This is a genomic window from Nostoc sp., from assembly GCF_036917755.1.
In the GTDB taxonomy this organism is placed as follows: Bacteria; Cyanobacteriota; Cyanobacteriia; order Cyanobacteriales; family Nostocaceae; genus Nostoc.
The window spans coordinates 1-26,056 of the sequence record NZ_JBALFC010000036.1; the positions used below are offsets into that span (position 1 = coordinate 1).

Below are 26,056 nucleotides of genomic sequence, written 5' to 3' on the forward strand. Positions count from 1 at the left end.
CAGAACACAAGGCTATTCGTTCAGAACACAAGGCTATTCGTTCAGAACACAAGGCTATTCGTTCAGAACACAAGGCTATTCGTTCAGAACACAAGGCTATTCGTTCAGAACACAAGTCCATTCGTTCAGAACATAATAGGACTTACGCACAAGAGATCCCCCAACCCCCTTAAAAAGGGGGCTTTTAAGGTTCCCCCCAATTTATCGGGGGGTTAGGGGGGATCTAGGTTTCAGGTTTTGAGTGCGTAAGTCCTGCATAAGTCTTTGAGACACCCTAGAAAGATAAGTTTAGTCAAAGGTGTGCATTGATAAGAAGAATTCAGAACTCAGGAGTCAGAATTCAGTATGAATTCTGTACGAGTGGGTGATAAATATTGGTTAAAACCTCGCCCCTGGCGATGCCCGTAGCGTGGCCGAAGGGTTAAGCGAAAAAAATTAAAATATTCTCACCTTAAAACTCTATCTCTTTATGGGTAGTGTATTCACCAATTCTGAATTCTGTATTCTGACTCCTGTTTTATGTCACGCAAAAAAAGTTCAAACTATTAAGAAAACCTATAGGTCGGTTTCTACAATAGCGTTACACTCTATAACGGACTAAGCCTTTATGTAGATTCTGTAGCGCCTGATGAACCTAGCCGATATCCTCAAAGACTCAAACTACAAACTGTCGCAGTTTACTGAGGCGGAAATTAAGCAGTTAGAGCAGAGCATTAATCTTAAAGCAACCAAAAGTGGCGAAGTGCCTTATATCGTTTGTTTGGTGCGTCAGAAGGCAATTAAGCTGACGCCAGAGGAAGCAATTCGGCAGCTATATTTACAGGTTTTGAATAAACGCCTCCACTATCCCCTCAGTCGCATTCAAGTCGAGTATGGGGTGAACTTTGGGCGGGAGGTGAAACGGGCAGACAAATGTATTGCACCTGAACACGCTGGACTATGAACTGTGGGATGAAGTAACCGAACAAGAAGAATGGGATAACATTTATAATGCTGGGTTCAAAGGGCTGAAACGGTTGCGACCAAAAGGAAGTAAAGATTTTCGAGAGTTTCAGTTTGATGTGTTGATGGCAAATCCGCCCTTTGCCGGAGATATCAAGGAACCGCGCATGATTGCCCGCTATGATTTGGCAAAGAAGCCGGATGGTAAGTGGCAAACCAAGGTGGGGCGAGATATTTTGTTTATTGAGCGCAATTTGAACTTTTTGAAACCGGGGGGTAGAATGGCGATCGTGTTGCCCCAAGGACGGTTTAACAATTCATCGGATAAGAATATTCGAGATTTCATTGCCGAACGCTGCCGGATTTTGGCGGTAGTGGGGCTGCATGGCAATACGTTTAAGCCGCACACGGGTACGAAGACTTCGGTGCTGTTTGTGCAGAAGTGGAATGACGATCCGAAGGTGGGCGCACTCTGCCCACGACAGGATGACTACAATATCTTTTTTGCGACGATGCGGAAATCAGGGAAGGATAATTCTGGGGAGAAGATGTGGCGGAAAATTTCATCGTTTACTTCACCGCCTGATGAACTTAGCGAATTGATGCCGCCTTCTCCGATGCAGCGAGTGGTGGGGGTAGAGGGCGATTTTTTGCAAGATGTTCACGGTCATTTAGTGGTGGATCATGATTTGTATAACCACGAAGGACTGACGGAAGACGGCATTGCGGAAGCGTTTATTGAGTTTGCCAAAAAGGAGAACCTCAGTTTTTTTGAACCCAGCCCATCTGTGACACCGTTTGATGCTGTGAGGTATCGGCGGTTAATGGATGGGCTGGAAGCAGTTGAATCTTGTTTTAGTCAATTAGAAAGAACTACCCGAATCGATTCTGAGTTCTTCAAGAAATATCATATTAAACTGGCAAATTTACTAGGTAATAAGGAAACTGAAGCACTTACTAAATTTGTTTATGTTTCTGATGGAAATCATCTAAAAATTAGTGATAGTTTCTCAGATGAAGGAATTCCATACTATAGAGGACAAGATATTCATACATTTTTCATCGAAAGATCAAATCCAATTTTTATAGATGAAGAAGCTTATAATCAGTCATTTATGATCAGATCGCATCTTCGTATGGGAGACATACTGTTATCTATAATTGGAACTATTGGTGCAGTTTCGCTAGTTTCTACTAATCAGCCTGCCACTTGTAACTGTAAGTTAGCTATTCTTAGACCTAAAAATCAAAAATCTGAATTTATTGCAACTTTTTTGAACTCAGAATTTGGACAGAGCCAGATTGATCGTTTTACTCGCTGTGCTGTGCAAATGGGACTACTTTTAGAGGATATGGATCAAATTATAGTTCCTGTCCTAAATGAAAATTTTAAAAAACTTATCACTGATATCATAAATTACTCAAAGCTGCTTCTAGATCAAGCAGATTTAACTTATCAACAAGCTGAGGATTTGCTTTTGTCGGAGCTTGGCTTGAAAGACTGGCAACCCACGGAAGAAACCGTTGCCGTCAAGAGTTTTTCTGAGTCGTTTTTGTCCTCCAATCGCCTCGACGCTGAGTATTATCAGCCAAAACAGCAAAAAGTAATGACAATCATGCATCAGTCTGGTCTTTGCATTGGGGATGTTGTCTCACTAGCAAAGCGCAAGTTTCAGCCCGAAAAACAAGGTACATTTAACTATATCGAAATTGGCAATCTCAGCGGAGAAGGCTTTGCTAATAGTGAAGTGGTGGCGATGGAAGAAGCCCCTAGCCGAGCGCAATGGTTTGTGAAACCTAACGATGTAATTACGTCAACAGTTCGCCCTATCCGCAGACTTTCAGCCTTAATTGAATCCGAGCAAAATAACTACATTTGCTCGTCTGGTTTTGCTGTTCTCAAACCAACCAAAATTGAGCCAGAAGTTTTACTGCTTTATTTGCGATCGCCCATTCTATGCGAAATTCTGGATCTTCATACGACTGCCAGTATGTACCCAGCAATCTCAACTGAGGGTTTATTAAAGATTCCAATCACTCTACCGAAAGAATCTACTCGTCAAAAAATCACAGAAAAGGTCAGAGAATCTCGCAAAGCACGGGAGCAATCTAAGCAACTGCTAGAAATTGCTAAAACAGGAGTAGAAAGAGCGATCGAAACCGACGAGGCGACAGCAACGACTTGGATCAATCAGCAACTTGAAGCGTTAGGAATCAATCTATCAAACTCAAACTAACCTAATGGAGGCACAATGTCTGAGATTACTATAAACCCAGATCAACTTAAGGAAATCTTGAAAAGCGCGATCGTCGAATTAATTCGTGACAATCGAAAAGAAGTCTCTGAATTTCTGGCAGAAATTATTGAAGACGTGGCAATGGAGCAAGCGATCGCTGAAGGTGAAACAACTGAACTGGTTAGCCGTGAGTCCATCTTTCAACTTTTGGAGCCGAAAGCGTGAAAGTCGAGTTTAGGAAAAGCTTTGAAAAGGATCTTGAAAAAATTCGGGATGGCGATTTGCTAGCAAAAATAAAAGCCGTGATTGAAGAAGTTGAAAATGCAGAAATTCTACTGGATCTAAACAACACCAAAAAGCTCAAAGCAGAAGGAAATTACTACCGTATCCGAGTTGGTAACTATCGAGTTGGCTTTACCGAGGATGAAGGTGTGATTACCTTTATTCGCGTACTGCATCGCAAAGAAATGTATCGATATTTCCCGTAGCTAAAGGTGGTTGCTATGATTCTGAACTTCAAGCTCAAGCTCGGAGAATTCTGGATGCGATCGCCTTTATTCCCTTTGAACAATGCCAACTCTTGACCCGTGATTTTGCGACCATTCCGGCTCGTCCTGGCATCTATGCAATCAGGCACAGGACTGACGGATTGCTCTACATCGGTAAAACCAAGAGCTTGCGGGGGCGTTTCAGTGGTGGGCACAAAGCTTTTTTGTGGGCGTGGCTCGATAAATATAACGATGAAGATGTGCGGATCGCAGTGCAATTAATTTCACATTGGGAAAACCCTACGTTACTATTGGAGCTAGAAGCCATTATTTTAAGAGCCACAGAACCCCCTTACAACGTCCAAATTCCAACCGAAAAGTAGTAAAGCGATGCAAGCCAAACTCCAAGAGCAACTTTCCCCCAATGATGCCGAAGTTATTTTAGGATGCTTACCTGAACGAATTCGCGCTGCTCTAATTGCTCGTGCTACTGAAATTGAATATCCAATCGAAGCAGTTATTGAGATGGCAATTGCGAGTTTTCTTGACACAGAGGCATTGGGTTTTGCAGATTGTAAGCCAGGGCGTGGACAATAAAACCGTCAACTAGCGATCGCAGGCGGCGGAACTGGCGAAAGATATTGGTGTGGATAAACAGGTTACTTGCAGCAGCTCAACCGGAACATTAAAAGCTGACGATAAACGCGATCGCTTAGAAGAAAAACGGAATTCGTTATGCTTCACGTCAAGTTATAATTTCTGTCACGACTGAAGTCTCAGCAGTGGGATGAATACAGAAGCCCAACTTTTCGCAGACTCTTTGCATTGCAGAATTTTCAGTCAGGATGAATTTGCTCAACTGGGCAGATTATAAGGCGATCGTTAGCCGCGCCAGCCCTCTCAATTTTTGGCGGCCACAGCGATATCATGGCAGCGCGTGGTACTGGTTTTGCCAGTTTATCTTCTAAAGAATTTACGCCAGCGATGATTAAAGCCGTCTTTGATACCTTCCCTACTCATAATATGCGAACATAATAAAGTTGTAGCTGACTACCTACACAGAGGTTTAAAATAGATACCATTGCAATCCCTGTTCTGAATCGCCTAGTAGATGCCACGGTAGAGATTCCTGTTTCTAAAAGTATTACCAATCGGGCATTACTTGTTGCGGCCTTAGCGCCAAGTGACTCGATTTTAGAAAATGCCTTATTTAGTGAAGACTGGCATTTACTGTCACTGGCTTAAAGGTTCCAGGCATTGTAATAAAAGACTCTGGTTGTACAGCGAAAACTTTTCCCGATTACTTTACTCGATTTTTCCAGATGTTAGAACAATAAAAGGTGAATTGCAATGTCAAATATTCGAGAAGGAATGCCTGTACTTATCCGTCATGAAGGAGATTGGGTAGGAACTTATACAGTAATTGATACAGCCGGAAAGATTCTCGACAAGTATGAATCTCACTTAACTTGTCAGTTTCCAGAAAATGGCCTTCATCCCTACTACCAAATAAATCGCTACAAGTGGTCTGATGGTAAACAAGAAGAGTATGAATTTCCAGGAAGCTATAAAGATAATAAGCTCTGGTTTGACACCGATCGCATACAAGGAAAAGCTTGGGAAGTTGATGATTCAGTTATTATTTTGTGGTTTGCTTATAAGACAAACCCAGAAATGACCATATATGAAATGATCTACATTAGTCCTGACAATAACAATCGTGCCCGCACTTGGCATTGGTTTAAGAATAATCAAATCTTTCAACGCACCCTAATTCAAGAAGAACGGCTAAAATAGTAATTTCTTCCCTCAGAGATAACCACTAATTATTCTCCAGTCCGCCTGCGTGGGTTATGCAGGCGGATTCCCTATGACTTTCATCTCAAATCTCAACTTAGTAAGGTACACGCATGGCCAAAGGTGACAAAATAAACTTTTCTACTCCTAGCGGTTTCCCAGAGTTTCTGCCTAGCGAAAAGCGTCTAGAATTATATTTGCTAGATATCATCCGTAGGGTTTTTGAAAGCTATGGATTTACGCCCATTGAAACACCTGCTGTAGAACGTTTAGAAGTACTGCAAGCTAAAGGGAATCAAGGCGACAATATCATTTATGGCATTGATCCCATCCTGCCACCAAATCGACAAGCCGAGAGAGATAAATCGGGCGAAACTGGTTCGGAAGCAAGAGCTTTAAAGTTTGATCAAACGGTTCCTTTGGCGGCTTATATTGCCCGTCACCTGAATGAGTTAACCTTTCCCTTTGCCCGCTATCAAATGGATGTAGTTTTTCGGGGAGAACGGGCGAAAGATGGGCGTTTCCGTCAGTTTCGTCAGTGCGATATTGATGTAGTTGCTCGTCGTGAACTCAGCTTGCTCTATGATGCTCAGATGCCTGCAATTATCACTGAGATATTTGAAGCAATTAATATTGGTGATTTTCTGATTCGCATCAATAATCGCAAAGTTCTGACTGGTTTCTTTAAGTCAGTGGGAATTGCTGAAAACCAAATTAAATCCTGTATTGGCATCGTTGATACTTTAGAAAAAATTGGTGAAACTAAAGTAAAGCAAGATTTAGAAAAAGAGGGTATTTTAGCAGAACAGGCTCAAAATATTATTGATTTTATTAAAATTGATGGTTCGGTTGATCAAGTATTAGATAAACTTAAGCACCTCGCAGAAAATCTGTCAGAAACTGAGCAATTGATCTTGGGAGTTACCGAATTAGAAACTGTAATTGCAGGCGTGCGTAATCTCGGAGTTGCCGAAAATCGTTTCTGTATTGATTTATCCATTGCCCGTGGTCTTGATTACTATACAGGCACTGTTTACGAAACAACCTTATTAGGACATGAAGCATTAGGTAGTATTTGTTCTGGCGGTAGATATGAAGAATTAGTCGGGGTATTTTTGGGCGAAAAAATGCCTGGTGTAGGTATTTCTATCGGCTTAACTCGCTTAATTAGTCGTTTACTAAAAGCTGGTATTCTTAGTACCTTAGCTGCGACACCAGCCCAGGTGATGGTAGTGAATATGCAAGATGATTTAATGCCAACTTATTTAAAAGTTTCTCAACATCTGCGTCAGGCTGGAATTAATGTGATAACTAACTTTGATAAGCGCCCCTTGGGTAAACAATTTCAATTAGCTGACAAACAAGGAATTCGATTTTGTGTAATTATTGGTTCTGAGGAAGCAGCAACGCAAAAGTCTTCGCTCAAAGATTTAAAAACAGGTGAGCAAGTAGAAGTACTACTAGTAGATTTGGCTGAGGAAGTTAAAAGAAGGCTTGCCTAATAAACTACGAAAGTTCTAAATTTTCCACCAGTTTTCATTTATTTCAACCACATCTATCGTAGGGGCACAGTCAACTTAAGCTCCAGCGAATGGAATAGAGCCTCCGGCACGCTGACGCGCTAAGCGAAGCTATGCCGAAGGCTTTACGCGGCTACACATAACAAACTTCTTTTCACGGTTCGGGCGCTCAGTGCGACGCATTGACCGTAGACTGAAACAAGGCAACTTAGGAAATCTTAAAAAAGGGATCAATCAAATTTAACATCATGGAAAATCCAATCAATGATCTTACAACCGTAAATGCTCAGGACGGCCAGATTCTGTCGGTGGTAGGTGATACCTACCGCCTAGTTATTACCGGTGAACAAACCAGAGGGGCTTACGCTGTCATTGATATGCTGGTGCCGCCGCAAGGCGGGCCTGGTCCCCACGCGCACGCCCGCTTTCAAGAAGCTTTTTATGTACTGGAAGGGGAAGTTGAGGTTAAAACTAAATCTCAAACTTATACAGCCCGGAAGGGTTCATTTATCAACATACCCTTGGGTGGGGTAGTGCATTGTTTTAAAAATAAGACGGATACAATAGCACACCTGTTGTGCGTGGTAGTTCCTGCCGGACTAGAGGACTTCTTTAAGGAAATAGGCACACCCGTGCCAGCCGGCACCTTTCTGCCTCCCCCGGTTATGAGTCAGGAAGATCAGCAACGGTTGCAGGGCATCGCCGAAAAGTATGGTCAGAAATTATTCCCGCCGGACTATCTCGACTAGCAAACATTGACTTTGACAAAGAGTTTGAGCCTTAACCCAAGCGTATTGCCTTATAAAAGACAGTTTACAGATTTTACTGTAGGTAAATATTTGATTAACTGACAAATCTTTTTCGTTGCAGCCTAACGAAGTTACTGGGACTTAGACAAAAAACACCCATAAAAAAGCCTCAAATCTATATACAGAGGGACTTTGACATCGTTTTACTTGGTTGATTGATATATCTGGGTTTGAGCCGTTTTTGAGCATTTGGTGTATTTCCCTTACCCTGCATGGGTTTGAGGCTTGTTTATCCCGAAAAAATGTTTAAGTCCCGTTAGTCAGTCAACCTGGGGTTAAGATAGGTTTTATGTAAAGAATTTGGATTGGGTTTCACCTTAATCAGGCAAAAATATATATATGACAATATGACAATTCTCAACACTCGTAATTTATCCTTAGAAGAAGTTCATCGTCTGTTTGGCTTTCAAAAACAGTACAGTGACTCATTTTCTAACTACTTATCTCTGGAACCTCTCACGGAAGCAGAACAGCAGGAACTCAAACAAATTCAGCATGACTTTGATAGATACCTGACAGCAGGCAAAGTTTCTGAAGGTCAGGTAAAGTTTCTTGCAGTTGCCCCTTTATTAAGATTAGCTGGTTTTTATCGCTATCCTATCGAGATTCTTTTGGAGGAGAATATTGCTGAGATTGAAGTTGAAGATGAAGATATCAAAATTAAAGGAAGATTTGATATTTTAGCTGTCAGTAAAGCTCAACATACAAAACCTCAAAGATATTTTTGGGTACTGTTAATTGAATCTAAAAATAGTCAGATTGATATATCAACAGGTTTACCTCAGCTACTCACATACTCTTATAAAAATTTGGATAATCAAAAATCAGTTTGGGGATTAGCGACTAATGGTAGAAGTTATCAGTTTGTCTATATCGAACAAGGAAATTCCCCGATTTATTACCTGTTGCCAGAATTAAATTTAATGGAAAGAGAGCGTTCAAGTCAGTTGCTACAAGTTCTAAAAACAATTTGTCAGCTTTAACAAGTAATTTAAATATACATTTAAGGATATTAATATTTGAATATTACAATATTTATTAAGTCATGATTTTACTGACAAAATACCTTTAATTTTCATCACCTTTATTCTAGATTAACAATTTAAATATATTTGATATTCGCTTTTTGCTCATCTCCCGCAAACCCCGAAAGTTTACAAGTCTCCACGCGAGAGAAGACACTCTACCCTCCGTCCCCTAATATAAACCCGAAACATAACCCACACTGAAAACAAACCACCTGATCCAACCACCTGATGGGTCACAGGCAAATGTCCCTGCGGAGAATTTGAGGTCAACTTCAGGTCTGAGTAAGGTAGCCAGCTTTCATTTCGCCATCCGACGCGATCGCCAAACTTTTCGTAGTCTTTTCCAACGCTTTCCCAAATCCGCTTTTGCACACTAAACCCAAAGTAGTGAAAAATCTATCTCTCGGTTATGGGCTAACGTAACCGAGAGTTTTTGTGCGTAGGCGTAGCCCGCCCCAGGCATCGCATGACTCTCCGGGTGCGAAGCACCCGGAGTCGCCTAACACGCAACTTGGGTTAGTACAGCTTGGCATAAATCCAGCTAACATCTCAATTAACAAGACTTGGCGTCAGACAAGTTGCTCAAGCCTCTTGTTAAAGGTAGGCAAACTTCCGCCTTGCGGTACTAGTGAGTATATATGTTTTTTTGCTGTTTGTGACCTACGACATTGACAAATAACAAATAACAAATAACAAATAACTAATGACCAATGATCAATGACTATGAAATTACTAATTAGCAACGATGACGGCATTTCTGCCTTGGGGATTCGTACCCTAGCCAACTACTTGGCAGAAGCAGGTCATGATGTGAGTGTAGTTTGCCCAGATCGAGAGCGATCGGCAACTGGACACGGGTTAACTTTACACCAACCAATTCGCGCTGAAATTATTGAAGAGATTTTTCATCCGGCTGTCAAAGCTTGGGCTTGCGATGGTACCCCTTCAGATTGCGTTAAATTGGCGCTGTGGGCTTTGCTCTCGACTCCCCCCGATTTGGTTCTCTCTGGCATTAATCAAGGTGCGAATTTGGGAACTGAAATTTTGTATTCCGGCACTGTTTCTGCGGCAATGGAAGGTCTAATTGAAGGTATCCCCAGTGTAGCGCTGAGTCTTAGTAGTCACACATCTAAAGACTTTCAACCTGCTGCTAAGTTTGCCAAAATTCTCGTAGACCAGTTAGCCCAAAGACCGCTACCAGATTTAATGTTACTCAACGTCAATATTCCTGCGGTCAAATGGGAAGAAATTGCCGGAGTTACTCTCACCCGTCAAGGAGTGCGGCATTACATTGATGTGTTTGATAAACGAGTTGATCCTCGTGGAAAAACGTACTACTGGTTAACCGGAGAGGTAATTGAGGATGTGGAACCCTCAACCGGATTAAATCTGCCTCAAAATGTACCGATAGACGTGCATGTTATACGTAAAAACTACATCAGTATAACGCCGTTACAATACGATCTTACCGACGCAAATGGACTAGATAAATTGTCTGAGTGGGAATTCAATTTTCCATGAATCATTTGATTTATCAGGAAAAAACTGGGGTGATTCAAATGCATCACAGAAAAAGTAGGCTATAACGTAGGGACATTCCTGAAATAAATGATACAGATCCATCCCAAAAACTGGAAAATTCTACCTGAGAGTATCTCATCCGCATTTACACAATCAGCCAGAAACAGGGTATGCTGTTTTACCAAGAAATCCTCCCTCTACCAAAATCGGTTAGAGAGCATAAACTTAGACAAAATAAGTAACAATTTTTCCAATTATCGCCCGCTCAGTCCAGCAAGCAACACCTATGTCTAGGATAGAGAACCAATTTACCGTACAATTTTGGGGCGTTCGCGGCAGCATCCCCACTCCAGGGCCAAACACCGTTCGTTATGGCGGTAATACCCCTTGCATATCAATGCAAGCGGGCGATAAACGCCTAATTTTCGATGCTGGCACGGGACTACACGTTTTGGGGCAATCTTTGTTGCGCCAAATGCCGTTAGAAGCTCACATATTTTTTACCCACTCTCACTGGGATCATATGCAGGGTTTTCCCTTTTTTACTCCAGGATTTGTCAAGGGGAATGACTTTCATATCTACGGCGCGATCGCACCTGATGGTTCTACCATAGAACAGCGCCTCAACGATCAAATGTTGCACCCGAATTTTCCCGTACCCTTGCAGATTATGCAAGCCAATTTAAATTTCTACGACATTCGACCGGGGCAACCAATACACATTGATGACCTTACCCTGGAAACAGCACCTTTAAATCATCCAGGTGAAGCCGTAGGATACCGCGTCAACTGGCGTGGTGGTGCTGCTGCTTATATAACTGATACCGAACATTTTCCCGACCGACTCGATGAGAATGTGCTGTGGCTAGCTCGTAATGCCGACATTCTGATTTACGATTCTACCTACACAGACGAAGAATACCACTCCCCAACATCCCCGAAAATTGGCTGGGGACATTCCACTTGGCAAGAAGCTGTAAAGGTGGCGAAAGCTGCTAATGTCAAAACTCTAGTGATTTACCACCACGACCCCGCACACGATGACGACTTTTTAGATCGTGTCGGGGTACAAGCATCTGAGAAATTTCCTGGGGCGATCATGGCACGGGAAGGAATGGTACTCCAGGTTCCCACCTCAGTTTCCTTATCAGAATCTTTTCCTGTTAGGAAGTCTTCTGTTTAAAGATTGCGATCGCAGGAATTGGAGATTTTAGATTAGATTGGTGATCAGAAGCTTTCAGCATGAGAGCATACCTGTTGGCTGCACGGTGAGACAGCGTTGCCCAAAGTTGTCAGAGCGCCGACCACAGGATCAGGGCGACAACAGGAGGACACACTTTATAGATTCACCAACACAGCCCAGACACCCACAGATCCCCTAAGATTGCGGCTGATGGGTCGGGGGTAAAACCTCGTTGCAGTCTCAGCACGAAACTAGAGCCTTTTTAGCTCTGGTATTTGGGGTTATCTGGACTTAGCAATTAGCTTGACAGCTAATTGCACAAGAAACCATCTTGGGCGACTTCCCGTGGGTTAGGCTTTTGGCTGATAGCTAAAAGGGGTGGGATCAACACCCTGGCTGATCGCACAAGACCTCATGGGCAGTTGGTGAAAGTTCAGACCGTCTACAAAAGCTGTACTCCTCAAGGCCGTTTACCATCAGGTAGCTTCCTGCTGATAGCTAAAACAAACCTAAAATCTCAGAATCCACGTGCTAAATTTGTCTCAAAATGGGTGTTCTGTGTGGCTTGCTTCTTCAAGCGAAGAGCTGCTAACGCCGACTGCTGTTGCCCTTGGCAAGTTTGATGGTGTTCATCTTGGTCATCAAAGGGTAATTGAACCAGTCTTGCACGCTGGTGGTCACTTGTCAGTAGCCAGTAGTCCGCAGTCAAATGAAAATGAACAACTAACAAATAGAGAATATACCTATTCAACAGTTGTCACCTTTGACCCCCATCCACACGAGTTTTTTACGGGGCAACCCCGGACATTGTTAACGCCACTGGATGAAAAAGTCCAACAATTGCGATCGCTTGGGGTAGAACAACTGGTACTACTACCCTTTGACAAAGAATTATCTGCTTTGACCCCCGAAGAATTCGTCGAAAAAATTCTTGTGCAACAACTGCGATGCCAGCGAATTAGCATCGGGCAGGATTTTTGTTTTGGCGAAAAGCGCAGTGGTACTGCCAAAGATTTGCAATTACTCGCCGCCAAGCACAATATCCCCGTTGCGATCGTTCCCTTACAAACTTATACAGGTAACTCGCCCACCGAAAGCAATTGCGTCAGTACGACTCCGACTCAGGATGCCCGTATTAGCACTTCATTAATCCGCCAAACCCTTGAGTCCGGCGACATCGAAAACGCAAATCTCCTACTAGGACGCCCCTACACCCTAATTGGTGATGTCGTTCAAGGTCAACAATTGGGCAGAACGATTGGCTTTCCCACCGCCAACCTCCAACTACCAAAAGAAAAGTTTTTGCCCCGCCAAGGAGTTTACGCTGTCCGCGTTTTCAATCTCAGTGAAACATCAGATGTCACGAGCTTGGGCGTAATGAATATCGGTAATCGCCCAACTGTAAATGGTACTTATTCATCTGCGGAAGTACATCTGCTCGATTGGTCTGGTGATTTGTATGGCAAAAAACTAGTTGTGCAGCTAGTTAAATTTTTGCGCCCTGAACAAAAATTTCCTTCTCTAGAAGCCCTGAAAACACAAATTCAACTTGACTGCGTTGTTGCTAGAGAAGTTTTGAGTGTTTAGTGGGAACAATAGATAGGACATGGGGCTGGGGCATTGGGCATGGGGCATTGGGCATTGGGCATTGGGCATTGGGCATTGGGCATTGGGAAAACTCTTCCCTTGTCTCCCTCATCCCCCTCATCTCCCTCATCTCCCTCATCCCCCTCACTCCCCCACTCCCCACTCCCCACTCCCCACTCCCCGCACCGCATGAGAGAAAAAATTGAAGCTTTAACACAAAATCTAGCTCTTACCATCGTTGGCAAAAGCGAGGCAATACGCTTAGTGCTAGTAGCATTGCTTGGTGGTGGTCATGCCCTCCTAGAAGATGTCCCTGGTGTTGGTAAAACCTTGCTCGCTAAATCTCTAGCTCGTTCAGTGGATGGCAAGTTTCAACGGCTACAATGCACCCCCGATTTACTACCAACTGACATCACTGGCACCAACATTTGGAACCCAAAAAGCGGCGAATTTACTTTTCTTCCTGGGCCAGTCTTTGCTAATGTACTGTTAACTGACGAAATCAACCGCGCTACACCCCGCACTCAGTCAGCTTTACTGGAAGTTATGGAAGAGCATCAGGTAACAGTCGATGGTGTCTCTCGTGCAGTTCCCCAGCCCTTCTTTGTCATTGCCACTCAAAACCCAATCGAGTATCAAGGTACTTTTCCCCTGCCGGAAGCGCAAATGGATCGGTTTATGTTGTCACTGAGTTTGGGCTATCCTTCTGAGGCAGAAGAACTCCTTATGCTGCAAAATCTCCAAAATGGTGTGAAGATTGCTGATTTGCAGCCTTGTATTACCTTGGCAGAAGTAGAGGAATTGCGTTACCTCTGTTCTCAAATAAAAGTGGCAACTTCCTTGCAACAGTACATCCTTGAATTGGTGCGGGCAACACGCCAAGATGAAGAAATCGCCCTTGGCATCAGTCCGCGTGGCACATTAGCATTACAACGAGCTGCCAAAGCGTTAGCTTTTCTATTAGGGCGTGATTATACCATCCCCGATGATGTGAAATTTCTCGTCCCTCACGTTTTTTGCCATCGCCTTATTCCTAGAGGAGGACGCAACGCTAGAACTGTTGTTGAGCGATTATTGCGATCGGTTTCTATTCCTTAAAGTAAAAAAGATATAGGACTCATATTTGATTTCTAAGATACAAGGGTGCGTTACGCTATGTGATAACACACCCTACATATACTTAGCCCTGTTTTGTCACTCTCGGAAAACAATAATCTCAGCCAAATTCTGAGACTTTGATTTAATCCAGGTTTGAGGCTTTATTTCCTAACAGAAACTAAAATTTATAGACAAAAAGTGAAAACTAAAGCCCCGTAACTATTTGAGCGATTGGATTCTCCCAAAGTGACAAATGAGGGTTAGATTGTTTCAAAAATCAAATTGGATTACTATCAGTGCCAGAAATTATACAGATTTGGGGAATGCTATAAGTCCTATTGTTCATGAATTCGCAAGTTGTCGGAAGCGTTGCTGAACTTCCTGAATCGAAAACAAAGTTTCAAACTTTAACCCAGTTGACTGGTACAACTCCCCTCCTCCTTGCTCGCGGTCTACCAGTGAAATTACTTGATTTACGGTATAACCTGCTTCTTTAAGACGCTCAACCGCTTTCAGAGCAGATTGCCCAGTTGTTACCACATCTTCCAAAACTACTACTTTTGCACCTTCTGGTAAATTGGGGCCTTCTATACAAGCTCTCGTCCCATAACCCTTGGCTTCCTTGCGAATAATCAGCGCTGGTATCGGTCGGTTTTCATAAACAGAAACTACACTCACTGCTGTCACAATTGGGTCAGCCCCCAATGTTAAACCACCTACAGCCTGTGTATCTACAGGTAATAAGGGAAACAGTAACCGTCCAACTGCCAAAGCACCTTGAGGATGGAGTGTTACCTGCATCTTATTCACATAATAAGAACTACGTAGCCCAGAAGCGAGAACGAAATCACCTTCTTGATAAGCAAGTTGGCAAAATAAATCTAGTAGCTTGTGGCGCAAGGTGGTCAAATCAGCAGTGGTTGCCCAAATATCTGAGTGGGTAAGAGTTTCAGTAGGATACGTCATTACAAAACATTAAAAGTTGTGCTACACCAAAGGTTGAACTGATCAGAGTTCTGAACTTAAGCATAAATTAAGATTGCCTAAAAATTGAGGAGTCAGAAAGGTGCGTATAAAATTAAAAACCCTTGGTAGTTTATTGGTGCTGCTTGCTGCTGGTATTGCTTTTCCCTCTGTTGCATCTGCCCAAACCCAAACACCCAATTATGAAACTACGAATGATGTATTTGAACGAGCTTTTTTTCGTCACGATCGCAATTTCTACGAAAATGCCAGCTTCAAGCGTCAGCTAGACTCATTTCTCGGATCTGGTTCCAGTTTCGGTGGTTCCTTCCCAGAAAATGAAATTGCCCACGATGCTGAGTTGGTTAACACTTTATATCATGATGTCCTGACTCAGCAAGTTGGCAACGATCCTTATATTCGCACTCCTGATTTACCAAATCCTTATGACACGTCGCTGATCATGTCTCCCCGTATGAATAGCAACAAACTCAAAGTCGGAACTGAATTTAGGTTTGAAACTTTGCCACCTCGGTAAGATTTGGGAGTGGGAGTGGGGAGTGGGGGGAGATGAGGGAGTGAGGGAGATGAATTAATAACCAATGCCCAATGCCCCTCTATTACTGCTTTTTGATGATTCAGTGCGCCCTGCTGGAATCGAACCAGCCTGAAGGCGAATTATGAGTTCGCTGCCTCCCCAATCGGCCAAAGGCGCTTGTTTTTGGGTTTCGGGTTCCTACGAGTCAATTACTTCAACTCTTAGGTCAACCTGATTTGTTAATTTTAGGGTGAGGAAGATATCTCATCCACTGCGTTTAGCCAATTCTGTAATTATAGCACAAATTTCCCGCCTGTGAATACTCGGCGATAATTTACCAGATTTTTATACTACATAGTTTAATCATGAAATAGTGCAAACTAATATTGATTAAGTTCCTTTAAGGATTGAGGTCAAAAGCTTCACTATTCTTAAATAGACCAGCATTCTTTTGTGATAGCTTGTCAGCGATGAAAATAAATTCTACTGTACTTCTTACTTTGATTTTGTTAATCCTGATGTTGGGAGCAGGTTCTGTGAGCGCGTTTTTGGGGTTTGAACTAGGGAGTTCAGCACTTAAAGGCGTTACCACACCCGATGGGCGTCCCACAACCAAATTTGCCAGCAGTAAGACAAATAGCTCCCAACAGACAGGGCTAGTGCTATTAAAAGAGGAAGAAATCCTGAAAATTGTCAAGGCGCGAATTGAGGGTAAGACCAAGGCGGCTAAATCGGAGAAGCTAGAGGAAGATGATGAAGAAACCAATAGCAGCAAGCAGAAACCAGAGGAAAAACGCCCACAAGTGGTTGAAGAAAAACTCCAGCCAGGTTTTCCGGTTACTGCCCAGAGTGAGGGTGTAACCATGTCTGTGCAATCTGTCCGCTACTCTGGTGGTGATTTGCTACTGAAAGTGCAAATGCAGAACAAAGGTAAGGATTCTGTGCGCTTCCTGTATAGTTTTTTAGATGTTACCGATGATAAAGGGCGAACCCTGAGTGCTAGTACAGAGGGTTTACCAACAGAATTGCCTGCAAATGGTCCAACATTTTCCGGTACAGTGAGCATTCCTACAGCTTTACTTGATGATGTCAAGAAGATATCACTGGCTCTCACTGATTATCCCGCTCAACAATTGAAGCTAGAAGCATCGAATATTCCTGTAGAAAGATAGATTGGGCATTGGGCATTGGGCATTGGGCATGGGGCATTGGGCATTGGGCATGGGGCATTGGGCATTGGGCATTGGGAATACAGAAGAGACAAGGGAGAGAGGGAGTAAATTCTCCCTTATCCCCCTCATCTTCCCCCACTCCCCACTCCCCATTCCCTATTCCCCTAAATGGAGGGCGTGAGTTTTACACGAGCTTTGGCGGTGAGTGGTTTTCCTAATTTAATTTGGACAGATGTAGCGCTGCGGTTGTTGTCAGTGCTACTGCTGATTGCCATAAATGCCTTTTTTGTGACGGCGGAATTTTCGATGGTGAGCGTGCGGCGATCGCGTATTCACCAGCTAGTTAAGGCTGGGGATATTCCGGCGATCGCAGTGGAAATGCTACAACGTAGTATTGACCGACTGCTATCTACCACTCAGTTAGGCATTACCCTTTCTAGTTTGGCACTGGGATGGATTGGAGAAAGTACGATTGTCGTGCTGGTGAATGCTTGGTTAAGATCCTGGCCTTTACCGATTGGGATGACTACCTTCCTAGCCCATTCCCTATCAATTCCCATCGCCTTTTTCTTGATTGCCTATTTGCAAATAGTGATCGGAGAACTATGTCCCAAATCCTTAGCTATGCTGTACTCAGAACAGCTAGCAAGGTTTTTGGGGCCTTCGGTAAAAGCGATCGTGCGTTTTTTTGGCCCCTTCATCTGGATTCTCAACCAATCAACTCGTTGCTTATTGCGGATTTTTGGTATCCAATACACAGGTCAAGGCTGGAGGCCGCCTGTAACTCCCGAAGAATTGCAACTGATTATCTCTACAGAATGGGGTTCTACTGGTTTACAGCGTGCAGAGCGAGAATTGCTCAATAATGTCTTTGAGTTTGGGGGGATCATAGCCCAAGATGTAATGATCCCCCGCACCAGTATTGTTGCGTTGCCAAAAGATGCTACCTTCCAGACATTACTCAGGGAAATGGCTTCTAGTGGTTACTCTCGCTATCCCATAATTGGTGAATCTTTGGACGATGTTCGCGGCATTGTTTATTTTAAAGATTTGGCACAACCTTTAGCTGTCGGAAAGCTAAGTTTAGAGACACAGATCCAACCTTGGATGCGTCCCGCCCGGTTTGTTCCAGAACATACATCCTTGAGTGAACTTTTGCCAATGATGCAGCAAGAGAAACCAGCTATGGTCATGGTAGTGAATGAATTTGGCGGTATCGTAGGACTAGTGACAATCAAAGATGTCATTGCCGAAATCATTGGCGACGCCAGCGAACCTGAAAACAGCGACGACTTACTGATTCAGATGTTAGATGAGCAGAAATTTTTGGTGCAGGCACAGATCAACCTCGAAGACCTCAACGAGATTTTACATCTCAATTTGCCCTTGACTAGAGAATACCAAACACTGGGAGGCTTTTTGCTGTATCAATTACAGAAAATTCCTGCCAAAGGCGAAACCCTCTGTTATCAAAATCTCGAATTCACTGTGGTGTCAATCGTTGGCCCACGCCTGCATCAAATTCAACTGCAACGGTTAGAAGAGTTAGGAGTTGAGAGTTAGGAGTTAGGAGTTAACGCAATGTGCGACTTATTCTTAAAACCCCGCTTACATTCCTCTAAGACAAAGGTCGAGAGGCTTTGATTCTTGCTCCCCAACCCTTGTAGGATACTGTTGGCGAATATCTGAGGGGTTAAACCCCCCAGCCCTAAAACCTCGGCTTTGGGTTGCTTTCCCGCCCTGCAATAAATTGCGGGCTAATAGCTAAAGTACGTTGAAACGCACTGAAATTAAAGAAATTAAGATGGATTGGGGCTGATGGGTTAGACCCCCTATCAATTCGCCAACAGTATCCTACAAGGGTTGGGGTTGGGGGTTAGGTTTGAGAGAAAGTTGCACACGGCGTGAGCTAGGAATTTTAACTCCTAACTCCCCACTCCCCACTCCCCACTCCCCACTCAAGAAGCATACGCCACTGGATCAACGAGTCCCAATTCGGCAAAAGCTGCTAGCCGCAACCGACAAGAATCACAAACCCCGCAAGCAACATCACCACCGGCATAGCAAGACCAAGTTAGCTCCCAAGGAACTCCCAATTGATTCCCCAGTTGGATGATTTCAGTTTTTTTCAAGTTGATTAGGGGTGCGACAATATTAATTGGTTGTCCCTCACGCCCTTGTTTGGTTCCCAGGCGAAAAACTTCCTGCATTGCCTGGATATAGTCAGGGCGACAGTCAGGATATCCTGAATAATCTAAGGCATTGACGCCGATATAGACACGCTCTGCTGCGATCGCTTCGGCATAACCAAGAGCAAAGCTTAAGAAGATGGTATTACGAGCCGGAACATAGGTGACAGGAATATTTTGAGACATTTCATCCAGCGATCGCTCCTGGGGTAAATCAATGGCATCATCAGTAAGTGCTGAACCGCCCCATTGTCGTAAGTCAAAATTTACCACCTGATGTTTTGCGATCGCAGCTTTTTGAGCGACGGTGAGGGCTGACTGTAACTCTCGTCGGTGTCGCTGCTGGTAATCAAAGGAAATAGCATGACATTCACAGCCATCAGCCTGAGCTTTGTACAGAATTGTGGAAGAGTCTAATCCCCCAGATAACAGAATTACAGCTTTCATCTCAGTTGCAGATTTTGGATTTCAAATCGCCAAATCAGACCTTAACAAGATGCCAGGAAGCAATGCCAAGGAGAATTTACATTTAGGTCTTACTGAATTTTTTAAAGTTAATAAAAAGACATATATTTTTTGGAGAAAGTGCAAAATCCAAAGCAAACCCGAACTATCTATACAAAAGATATCTGGATTACGGGAACCGATCACAAACTTTGAAATTCTTCATAAACATAGGCTCTATGTTACCATCTGGATGGTTTTAGACGGATCGTAACTGGCTTTCGAGTATAAACGCCAACGGCCGTAGCGTCTCTAAATTTGGTGGTTGAGGAGAGAATAATAGTGCAAAATAGCATGTCAGTGGCAGAACCGAATCCATATACACAGCGCAACCAGCCACGACCGATCCGCATAGGCGTGATTGGAGTGGGTAACATGGGACAGCACCATGCTCGCGTGCTGAGTTCAATGAAAGATGTTGAACTAGTCGGAGTGGCAGATATTAACGTTGAGCGAGGATTAGAAACTGCCAGCAAGTACAAGGTGCGTTTTTTTGAAGATTACTGTGATCTGCTACCCCTTGTGGAAGCAGTTTGTGTCGCTGTTCCCACCCGCTTGCACTATGCCGTGGGTATCAACTGTCTGTTAGCGGGAATTCATGTTTTGATTGAAAAACCGATCGCAGCCAGTATTTCTGAGGCAGAGTCCCTAGTAAATGCCGCAGCAGAGTCTGGGTGTATCCTGCAAGTAGGTCATATTGAGCGTTTCAATCCAGCTTTTAAAGAACTGAGCCAAGTTCTGAAAACAGAGGAATTGCTGGCGCTAGAAGCCCATAGGATGAGTCCTTACTCAGATCGGGCAAACGATGTTTCGGTGGTGCTGGATTTAATGATCCATGACATTGACCTACTTTTGGAATTAGCTGCTTCCCCAGTCACAAAATTGACTGCTAGTGGGAGTCGCGCCCTAGACTCTGGTTATTTAGATTACGTAACCGCGACATTAGGGTTTGCCAATGGTATTGTTGCTACTCTGACTGCCAGTAAAGTCACCCACCGCAAAATTCGCCGGATTGTCGCCCATTGCAAAAATTCATTTACTGAGGCAGATTTTCTCAAGAATGAAATTTTGATTCACCGACAAACGACTGCTAATTCTCTCACCGACCACCGACAAGTACTTTACAGGCAAGATGGTGTAATTGAAAAAGTCTACACCAGCAACATTCAACCATTGAGTGCAGAATTAGAACATTTTGTCAACTGTGTGCATGGCGGCAATCAACCCTCAGTAGGTGGTGAACAAGCTCTCAAAGCCCTAAGACTGGCAAGTTTGATTGAGCAAATGGCGCTGGAAGATCGAGTTTGGAATCCCTTAGACTGGCAATCGGAACCAAGAGTACAATCATTGACCCCGACAGCCTAGAAGAAGAGGGGCAGAGGGGGATGAGGGGGACAAGGTAAAATTTTCTTCCTCATCTCCCCCACAGCATCAACCTCAGAAGAAAACCCTAGAGTATGTTTTTAAATTTGTCATCAAATCTTTAGATCCTCCCTAGCCCTTTTAAAAAACCGACTAAGGGGGATCTAAATAATTAGACAACAAAACCTAGTGGTTCATTTCATTAATTTTCTGAGGTTCGTAGGCAGGGATTTATCACTCAATTTCAAGGTCTAGAGCTACTTAGGAAGGTGGATTAAATAAAATGCAAAACTTCATCCTGTATCTAGCTTCCCTCTCCAATATATCGGAGAGGGATTGAGGGTGAGGTAAGTCCGGGACATAAATCAATACAGTTCAGTTAAGCATTTCTTCCTTCTCTTCTTTGCGACGGCAGTCGCTACAACGGGGGGAACCCCCGCAACGCGCTGCCTCTCCTTTGCGTCCTTTGCAGTTCGTTAAAAAAAATGACTTTTACAAAGAGTTTTAGCCTTAACCCAAGCGTATTGGGACATAAATTGTATGTTATTTAATTCTTATTTCTTACGAACTTTTATAACCCTCGAAATTAATCAAACAGACCCCCTAGCTTCCACTTGTCTGACTCTGTTTCTCAGTTGCGATGCCAACTTTTACCTTTTAAAAAAGCTAAGGCTGAATTTAGTAACAAGGCTAGTGCAGTAATTTCAGGAATTGACTCAATGCTTGAATGGATAACTAATACTATCAACTATTTTGGTTATTGGGGAATCGCCCTACTAATGTTCTTAGAGAACCTTTTTCCCCCCATTCCTTCAGAATTGATCATGCCATTGGCTGGATTTACAGCAAGTCCATATCAACCAGGAGGGGCAAAGCTGAATATCATTGGTGTGTTTTTTGCAGGACTTTTGGGTTCTGTATTAGGCGCACTTATTTGGTATTACCCTGGTAAGTTCTTAAGTGAAAGGCGCTTGAAAGCTATAGCTGACAAGTATGGTAAGTGGCTGGCAATATCCAGCAAAGATATCGATAAGGCAACGCGCTGGTTTGACTCTCAAGGTAACAAAGCAGTTTTGATTGGTCGCCTTGTGCCAGGAATCCGTACCTTGATTTCTGTTCCCGCAGGAATCACCAATATGCCCTTGCTAGCATTTCTGTTTTACACAACATTAGGTAGCGCTGCTTGGGTGGGTTTGCTAACATACTCAGGATACGCGTTGGGTAGTCAGTATGAACTTGTGGACAAGTACCTTGCTCCTGTATCCAAAATCGTACTTGGTGGTTTGGTTTTAGCATTTGTTTTCTGGGTACTCAAGCGCCAGTTAAGACGCACCAGAAGGTGAAACACGCCGCTTTTGGTTTGAAAGTAGTGAAAGCAGGGGTTACATCTGGCCAAAATTCGCCTACACTATGCCAAATAATACTAAATATACGTTGGCAAAGTCCACCGGAGGTATCGCCGGAATTAATTTTTGGCGTATTTCTAGCTACACTTGACGCAACCTAGAATTTCTGGTTGCTCGCATTTTTGTAAGATGAGCATGACAACTTTTTACAGTTAAGTTTGAACTAGGAGCTTTGATGACAGACCAACCTTCCGCCGCTACCCCAATGAATGCCGCTGCTATACCGATGAATAGAGTGTCAGCATCGACCCCGATCAATGCTGTTAATCCTGCTGCCATCCCAGTCGCTGGTGGAAAAACTATTCTCAGTGTTGATTTAGGCAGAACTTCTACAAAAACTTGTGTGAGTCGCGAACCGAACAATGTGGTGTTCGTACCTGCCAACGTGAAGCAGATGTCAATAGAACAAGTACGCGGTGGTGTTTTTGAAGCCAGGGCTACTGATCCCTTAATGGATTTATGGCTGGAGTATCAAGGAAATGGATATGCTGTTGGTCAACTAGCAGCAGATTTTGGGGCAAATTTAGGAGTCGGCCAATCTAAGGTAGAAGCTGCACTGGTAAAAGTGTTAGCAAGTGCTGGCTACTTCAAACTCAAAAATGATATCTCAGTCGTACTGGGTCTGCCTTTTCTTTCCTTAGAGCAATTTGAAAAGGAAAAAGCACAGTTGATTAGCCAAGTAGGTGGCCCTCATGTGTTGAACTTCCGAGGCGAATCTGTATCGCTGAACGTCAGTAAGGTTTGGGTAATGCCAGAGGGCTACGGTAGCCTACTGTGGTCTGAAGCTCAACCGAAGAAAAGTCCTGGCAGTCCCGATTTTACAAAAATATCGGTGGCGATCGTCGATATTGGACATCAAACCGTCGATCTTTTGATGGTAGATAACTTCCGTTTTGCCAGAGGTGCTTCTAAGAGCGAAGACTTTGGTATGAATAAGTTTTATGAATTGGTATCTGCCGAAATTGAGGGAGCAGATAGTCAATCTCTAGCGCTGATTTCTGCTGTTAACAAACCCAGAGGTGAACGCTATTACCGTCCTAAAGGCGCTAGCAAGCCCACCAACCTAGATGATTTTCTTCCCAACCTCACGGAGATGTTTTCTCGCGAAATCTGTAGCCGTGTGCTAGCCTGGTTGCCAGAACGCGTCACTGATGTGATTCTCACTGGCGGGGGTGGTGAGTTCTTCTGGGACGACGTTCAACGTCTGCTCAAAGAAGCAAAGATTAATGCTCATTTAGCAGCACCTTCACGACAGGCGAATGCTTTGGGGCAGTATATTTATGGAGAGGCACAATTATCCTCCAATCGCGCTGCTAGGGCATAAATCTGATGTTCCAATGGTCAAAAAAGGTAGTTAAATCCGTCACGTTCAACCCAGAGCTTGCTGATGAAAGCTTGTTAGCGCAAGTAGAAAGTTATTTGGAAAAACAACCAGACAAGACTTTCAGTGACCTCTGTAAAGAAGCCTTGTGGCAGTCTTTATGTGTACCGGAATCTGTACAACCTGCTCCACAAACAGCAGCAACAACACCGATTGATCAACAAATTGGTGAACTGCAACGTCAAGTGGCTGGACTTGAGGAACGTTTTTTTGCCAAGGGATCTAATCGTTTGGAGGCGATGGAACATCATCTACTGCAACTTTCTCAACAAGTTGCACAACTGGCGCTCATAGTCAATGATCGATCATTCATTCCGTCTCCAAGTCAATTAGAAGTAGTAAATAATACTTCTTATACTGTTGCTACCCCTCCTCAAGAGGTTGACCCCGTAATCAGTCGCCTTAGTCAATTTCTCGATGATTTTTAAGGAACAATCAGCTTTGTGAGCAGTTTTTGCTCCTCTCAACAATCCTTAATAGTATTAACTATTAAGGATTATTAATTATATAGAGAATATTGGCATTATTGAGATTTACGTAGATGGGGCGATCGCACATAATAGCAAATCATCAGGATAATCCTAGTTGAACTATTCTAGTATTCTTCTTATTTGATGCCAAAGCCTAATTTACAAACAAATTTTGGGCTAACTCTTGATTAGATAACATAATGGCTAATTCTTACACTAATATTATTGTCAAACGACAAAATCAAGAAGTTTTATTTCCCCACAGCCCAAGCTTCCCCAGCAGCTATAATACGCAAATTTGCTAACTTTTATCTTGAATATTATTAGTACATATTTTTACTAGATTCTTTTTTTACTTTATACACTGTATGAATGCTAGAATCCTCAAGTAGACAGTTAGGATACCTAGATGCCAGTTGTAGCTAACTCAATCAAGTTTGGTACAGACGGCTGGCGGGGCGTTATTGGTGACGAGTTCACCTTTGAACGCCTAGCCTTGGTCGCGCCAGTTGCCGCAAAAGTATTATATGATACATATTTTTCTACGGTGGGTAGCCGGACAATAATTGTCGGTTACGATCGCCGATTCATGGCCGAAGACTTTGCTCGTGCTGTTGCCGATACTGTCACCGCTATTGGATTTGATGTGCTGTTGAGCGATGGCTATGCTCCAACCCCAGCTTATAGCTGGGCAGCAAAACAACTCAATGCTTTAGGGGCGCTGGTAATTACAGCCAGCCATAATCCTGGTACATATTTGGGTTTAAAAGTCAAGGGCTATTTTGGTGGGTCAGTACCGCCAGAAGTCACAAAAGAGATAGAAGAAAAATTGTCCGTTGGAGTAGTACCAGTAGCAGCTACCCCAGGCAAGCAAGAGAAATTCGATCCTTGGCCCAGTTATACCCAAGCGCTAGAGGGTAAAGTTGATATCGTCAAAATTCGAGAAGCGATCGCCTCTGGCAAATTGACGTTATTTGCCGATGTCATGCATGGCGCTGCTGCTGGCGGATTGGCGAGACTACTAGGCAATCAGGTCAAAGAAATCAACTCAGAACGCGACCCCCTATTTGGTGGCGGTGCGCCGGAACCCTTGCCTAAATACCTTTCAAAGCTATTTGAAGTCATCAAGACTCACCGAGAAACCGATAAATCAGGTTTAACGGTGGGGTTGGTATTTGATGGAGACTGCGATCGCATTGCAGCAGTGGATGGAGAAGCCAACTTCCTAAGTTCCCAAGTATTAATCCCGATATTAATCGACCACTTAACCCTACGGCGCGGCTTTACGGGTGAAATAGTCAAAACTGTCAGTGGTTCCGACTTGATGCCCCTTGTCGCAGCACTACATAACCTCTCAGTCTTTGAGACAGCAGTTGGTTATAAATACATCGCTGACAGAATGTTAGCAGCAAAAGTGTTGCTGGGTGGCGAAGAGTCGGGAGGAATTGGCTATGGCAGCCATATTCCCGAACGTGATGCACTGCTGTCAGCGTTATACGTCCTAGAGGCGATTGTAGAATCTGGTTTGGATTTAGGTGAGTATTATCGCCAGTTGCAGAAACAAACAGGGTTTACCTCAGCATACGATCGCATTGATTTACCCTTAGCAAGTATGGAAGTGCGATCGCGTCTTTTGCAACAACTGCAAAGTCAACCCTTAACGGAAATTGCTGGGTTAGCAGTAATTGATTGCCAGACAATTGACGGCTACAAATATCGCCTAGCTGATAAAAGCTGGTTAATGATTCGGTTTAGCGGTACTGAGCCAGTTTTACGCCTGTACTGCGAAGCCCCGACAATTGAGCAAGTACATCAAACTCTTGCTTGGGCGAAACACTGGGCGGAGTAAAATTAATTATTA

General features: G+C 43.5%; 29 protein-coding genes, 1 tRNA gene and 1 pseudogene. 24 read left to right on the top strand and 7 right to left on the bottom strand.

Annotation, left to right across the window (positions count from 1 at the left end):
* Positions 1 to 628 precede the first annotated feature (628 nt).
* From V7L05_RS09515 to V7L05_RS09540, 6 genes are all read left to right on the top strand, one after another.
* The gene (locus V7L05_RS09515; protein ID WP_335163926.1) at positions 629 to 943 is read left to right on the top strand and encodes a type I restriction enzyme HsdR N-terminal domain-containing protein; all 315 of its coding nucleotides are present in this window, start codon (positions 629 to 631) and stop codon (positions 941 to 943) included.
* Positions 918 to 3,179 carry an N-6 DNA methylase gene (locus tag V7L05_RS09520; protein ID WP_335163927.1) on the top strand — a complete coding sequence of 754 codons (2,262 nt, stop codon included), beginning with the start codon at positions 918 to 920 and terminating at the stop codon, positions 3,177 to 3,179. The genes V7L05_RS09515 and V7L05_RS09520 overlap by 26 nt, the downstream gene beginning before the upstream one ends.
* 15 nt (positions 3,180 to 3,194) lie before the next feature.
* Entirely contained in the window at positions 3,195 to 3,404 is a 210-nt protein-coding gene (locus V7L05_RS09525) for a hypothetical protein (RefSeq protein ID WP_335163928.1), read from the top strand.
* A complete protein-coding gene (locus V7L05_RS09530; RefSeq protein WP_335163929.1) occupies positions 3,401 to 3,667 on the top strand; it encodes a type II toxin-antitoxin system RelE family toxin in 267 nt (88 codons plus the stop codon). The genes V7L05_RS09525 and V7L05_RS09530 overlap by 4 nt, the downstream gene beginning before the upstream one ends.
* A gap of 92 nt (positions 3,668 to 3,759) precedes the next feature.
* Complete coding sequence (locus V7L05_RS09535) at positions 3,760 to 4,050, top strand: GIY-YIG nuclease family protein (RefSeq protein WP_335163930.1); 291 nt, start codon at positions 3,760 to 3,762, stop codon at positions 4,048 to 4,050.
* Positions 4,051 to 4,057: 7 nt separating this feature from the next.
* Entirely contained in the window at positions 4,058 to 4,264 is a 207-nt protein-coding gene (locus V7L05_RS09540) for a hypothetical protein (protein WP_104907658.1), read from the top strand.
* A gap of 9 nt (positions 4,265 to 4,273) precedes the next feature.
* On the opposite strand, the gene V7L05_RS09545 is transcribed toward V7L05_RS09540, so the two are convergent.
* On the bottom strand, positions 4,274 to 4,411 hold the full coding sequence (locus tag V7L05_RS09545) for a hypothetical protein (RefSeq protein WP_335163931.1): 138 nt from the start codon (positions 4,409 to 4,411) through the stop codon (positions 4,274 to 4,276).
* Positions 4,412 to 4,534: 123 nt separating this feature from the next.
* On the opposite strand from V7L05_RS09545, the pseudogene V7L05_RS34645 reads away from it, so the two are divergent.
* The 6 genes and pseudogenes from V7L05_RS34645 to V7L05_RS09575 all read left to right on the top strand — a co-directional run.
* A pseudogene (locus V7L05_RS34645) lies at positions 4,535 to 4,628 on the top strand (hypothetical protein); the annotation flags it as partial.
* A gap of 182 nt (positions 4,629 to 4,810) precedes the next feature.
* On the top strand, positions 4,811 to 4,912 hold the full coding sequence (locus V7L05_RS34650; RefSeq protein WP_442937849.1) for a hypothetical protein: 102 nt from the start codon (positions 4,811 to 4,813) through the stop codon (positions 4,910 to 4,912).
* Between the two features lie 105 nt (positions 4,913 to 5,017).
* Entirely contained in the window at positions 5,018 to 5,464 is a 447-nt protein-coding gene (locus V7L05_RS09560) for a DUF3598 family protein (protein ID WP_335163932.1), read from the top strand.
* Between the two features lie 113 nt (positions 5,465 to 5,577).
* Positions 5,578 to 6,966 carry a histidine--tRNA ligase gene (hisS, locus tag V7L05_RS09565; protein ID WP_335163933.1) on the top strand — a complete coding sequence of 463 codons (1,389 nt, stop codon included), beginning with the start codon at positions 5,578 to 5,580 and terminating at the stop codon, positions 6,964 to 6,966.
* A gap of 266 nt (positions 6,967 to 7,232) precedes the next feature.
* On the top strand, positions 7,233 to 7,733 hold the full coding sequence (locus tag V7L05_RS09570) for a cupin domain-containing protein (RefSeq protein ID WP_335163934.1): 501 nt from the start codon (positions 7,233 to 7,235) through the stop codon (positions 7,731 to 7,733).
* A gap of 407 nt (positions 7,734 to 8,140) precedes the next feature.
* Positions 8,141 to 8,776 (top strand): restriction endonuclease subunit R, encoded by a 636-nt coding sequence (locus V7L05_RS09575; protein ID WP_335163935.1) that lies wholly within the window; start codon positions 8,141 to 8,143, stop codon positions 8,774 to 8,776.
* Positions 8,777 to 8,947: 171 nt separating this feature from the next.
* Here the strand turns inward: V7L05_RS09575 and V7L05_RS09580 are convergent, their stop codons facing one another.
* Entirely contained in the window at positions 8,948 to 9,193 is a 246-nt protein-coding gene (locus tag V7L05_RS09580; RefSeq protein ID WP_335163936.1) for a GUN4 domain-containing protein, read from the bottom strand.
* Positions 9,194 to 9,544: 351 nt separating this feature from the next.
* On the opposite strand from V7L05_RS09580, the gene surE reads away from it, so the two are divergent.
* The 3 genes from surE (at position 9,545) to V7L05_RS09595 (ending at position 13,112) form a co-directional block, all read left to right on the top strand.
* Complete coding sequence (gene surE, locus V7L05_RS09585) at positions 9,545 to 10,342, top strand: 5'/3'-nucleotidase SurE (RefSeq protein WP_335163937.1); 798 nt, start codon at positions 9,545 to 9,547, stop codon at positions 10,340 to 10,342.
* 286 nt (positions 10,343 to 10,628) lie between these two features.
* Positions 10,629 to 11,525 carry an MBL fold metallo-hydrolase gene (locus V7L05_RS09590; RefSeq protein ID WP_335163938.1) on the top strand — a complete coding sequence of 299 codons (897 nt, stop codon included), beginning with the start codon at positions 10,629 to 10,631 and terminating at the stop codon, positions 11,523 to 11,525.
* Between the two features lie 528 nt (positions 11,526 to 12,053).
* On the top strand, positions 12,054 to 13,112 hold the full coding sequence (locus V7L05_RS09595; protein ID WP_335163939.1) for a bifunctional riboflavin kinase/FAD synthetase: 1,059 nt from the start codon (positions 12,054 to 12,056) through the stop codon (positions 13,110 to 13,112).
* On the opposite strand, the gene V7L05_RS09600 is transcribed toward V7L05_RS09595, so the two are convergent.
* The gene (locus tag V7L05_RS09600) at positions 13,109 to 13,282 is read right to left on the bottom strand and encodes a histidine kinase (RefSeq protein ID WP_335163940.1); all 174 of its coding nucleotides are present in this window, start codon (positions 13,280 to 13,282) and stop codon (positions 13,109 to 13,111) included. The genes V7L05_RS09595 and V7L05_RS09600 overlap by 4 nt on opposite strands.
* 19 nt (positions 13,283 to 13,301) lie before the next feature.
* On the opposite strand from V7L05_RS09600, the gene V7L05_RS09605 reads away from it, so the two are divergent.
* Complete coding sequence (locus V7L05_RS09605; protein WP_335163941.1) at positions 13,302 to 14,210, top strand: AAA family ATPase; 909 nt, start codon at positions 13,302 to 13,304, stop codon at positions 14,208 to 14,210.
* A gap of 342 nt (positions 14,211 to 14,552) precedes the next feature.
* Here the strand turns inward: V7L05_RS09605 and pyrE are convergent, their stop codons facing one another.
* A complete protein-coding gene (gene pyrE / locus V7L05_RS09610) occupies positions 14,553 to 15,176 on the bottom strand; it encodes an orotate phosphoribosyltransferase (protein WP_335163942.1) in 624 nt (207 codons plus the stop codon).
* Positions 15,177 to 15,276: 100 nt separating this feature from the next.
* Between pyrE and V7L05_RS09615 the strand changes: the two genes are divergently transcribed.
* Positions 15,277 to 15,711 (top strand): hypothetical protein, encoded by a 435-nt coding sequence (locus V7L05_RS09615; protein ID WP_335163943.1) that lies wholly within the window; start codon positions 15,277 to 15,279, stop codon positions 15,709 to 15,711.
* Between the two features lie 104 nt (positions 15,712 to 15,815).
* Here V7L05_RS09615 and V7L05_RS09620 read toward each other — a convergent pair.
* Positions 15,816 to 15,888: transfer RNA gene (locus tag V7L05_RS09620), tRNA-Ile, on the bottom strand.
* 293 nt (positions 15,889 to 16,181) lie between these two features.
* On the opposite strand from V7L05_RS09620, the gene V7L05_RS09625 reads away from it, so the two are divergent.
* Positions 16,182 to 16,883, top strand: coding sequence for a hypothetical protein (locus V7L05_RS09625; protein WP_335163944.1), 702 nt, complete (start codon positions 16,182 to 16,184; stop codon positions 16,881 to 16,883).
* On the opposite strand, the gene V7L05_RS09630 is transcribed toward V7L05_RS09625, so the two are convergent.
* Entirely contained in the window at positions 16,851 to 17,036 is a 186-nt protein-coding gene (locus V7L05_RS09630; RefSeq protein ID WP_335163945.1) for a hypothetical protein, read from the bottom strand. The genes V7L05_RS09625 and V7L05_RS09630 overlap by 33 nt on opposite strands.
* A gap of 15 nt (positions 17,037 to 17,051) precedes the next feature.
* Here V7L05_RS09630 and V7L05_RS09635 point away from each other — a divergent pair, with 15 nt between their 5' ends.
* Positions 17,052 to 18,446 carry a hemolysin family protein gene (locus V7L05_RS09635; protein ID WP_335163946.1) on the top strand — a complete coding sequence of 465 codons (1,395 nt, stop codon included), beginning with the start codon at positions 17,052 to 17,054 and terminating at the stop codon, positions 18,444 to 18,446.
* 395 nt (positions 18,447 to 18,841) lie between these two features.
* Here V7L05_RS09635 and queC read toward each other — a convergent pair whose 3' ends face one another.
* Positions 18,842 to 19,519: a 7-cyano-7-deazaguanine synthase QueC gene (queC, locus tag V7L05_RS09640; protein ID WP_335163947.1), complete on the bottom strand. Its 678-nt coding sequence runs from the start codon at positions 19,517 to 19,519 to the stop codon at positions 18,842 to 18,844.
* Between the two features lie 339 nt (positions 19,520 to 19,858).
* Here queC and V7L05_RS09645 point away from each other — a divergent pair, with 339 nt between their 5' ends.
* The 5 genes from V7L05_RS09645 to V7L05_RS09665 all read left to right on the top strand — a co-directional run bounded on the left by V7L05_RS09645 (position 19,859) and on the right by V7L05_RS09665 (position 26,044).
* Entirely contained in the window at positions 19,859 to 20,941 is a 1,083-nt protein-coding gene (locus V7L05_RS09645; RefSeq protein ID WP_300418931.1) for a Gfo/Idh/MocA family oxidoreductase, read from the top strand.
* A gap of 716 nt (positions 20,942 to 21,657) precedes the next feature.
* Positions 21,658 to 22,281, top strand: coding sequence for a DedA family protein (locus V7L05_RS09650; protein ID WP_335163948.1), 624 nt, complete (start codon positions 21,658 to 21,660; stop codon positions 22,279 to 22,281).
* 238 nt (positions 22,282 to 22,519) lie between these two features.
* Positions 22,520 to 23,668 (top strand): ParM/StbA family protein, encoded by a 1,149-nt coding sequence (locus V7L05_RS09655; protein WP_335163949.1) that lies wholly within the window; start codon positions 22,520 to 22,522, stop codon positions 23,666 to 23,668.
* A gap of 5 nt (positions 23,669 to 23,673) precedes the next feature.
* Complete coding sequence (locus V7L05_RS09660; RefSeq protein ID WP_335163950.1) at positions 23,674 to 24,153, top strand: plasmid segregation centromere-binding protein ParR; 480 nt, start codon at positions 23,674 to 23,676, stop codon at positions 24,151 to 24,153.
* A gap of 451 nt (positions 24,154 to 24,604) precedes the next feature.
* Positions 24,605 to 26,044, top strand: coding sequence for a phosphoglucomutase/phosphomannomutase family protein (locus V7L05_RS09665; protein ID WP_335163951.1), 1,440 nt, complete (start codon positions 24,605 to 24,607; stop codon positions 26,042 to 26,044).
* Positions 26,045 to 26,056 lie beyond the last annotated feature (12 nt).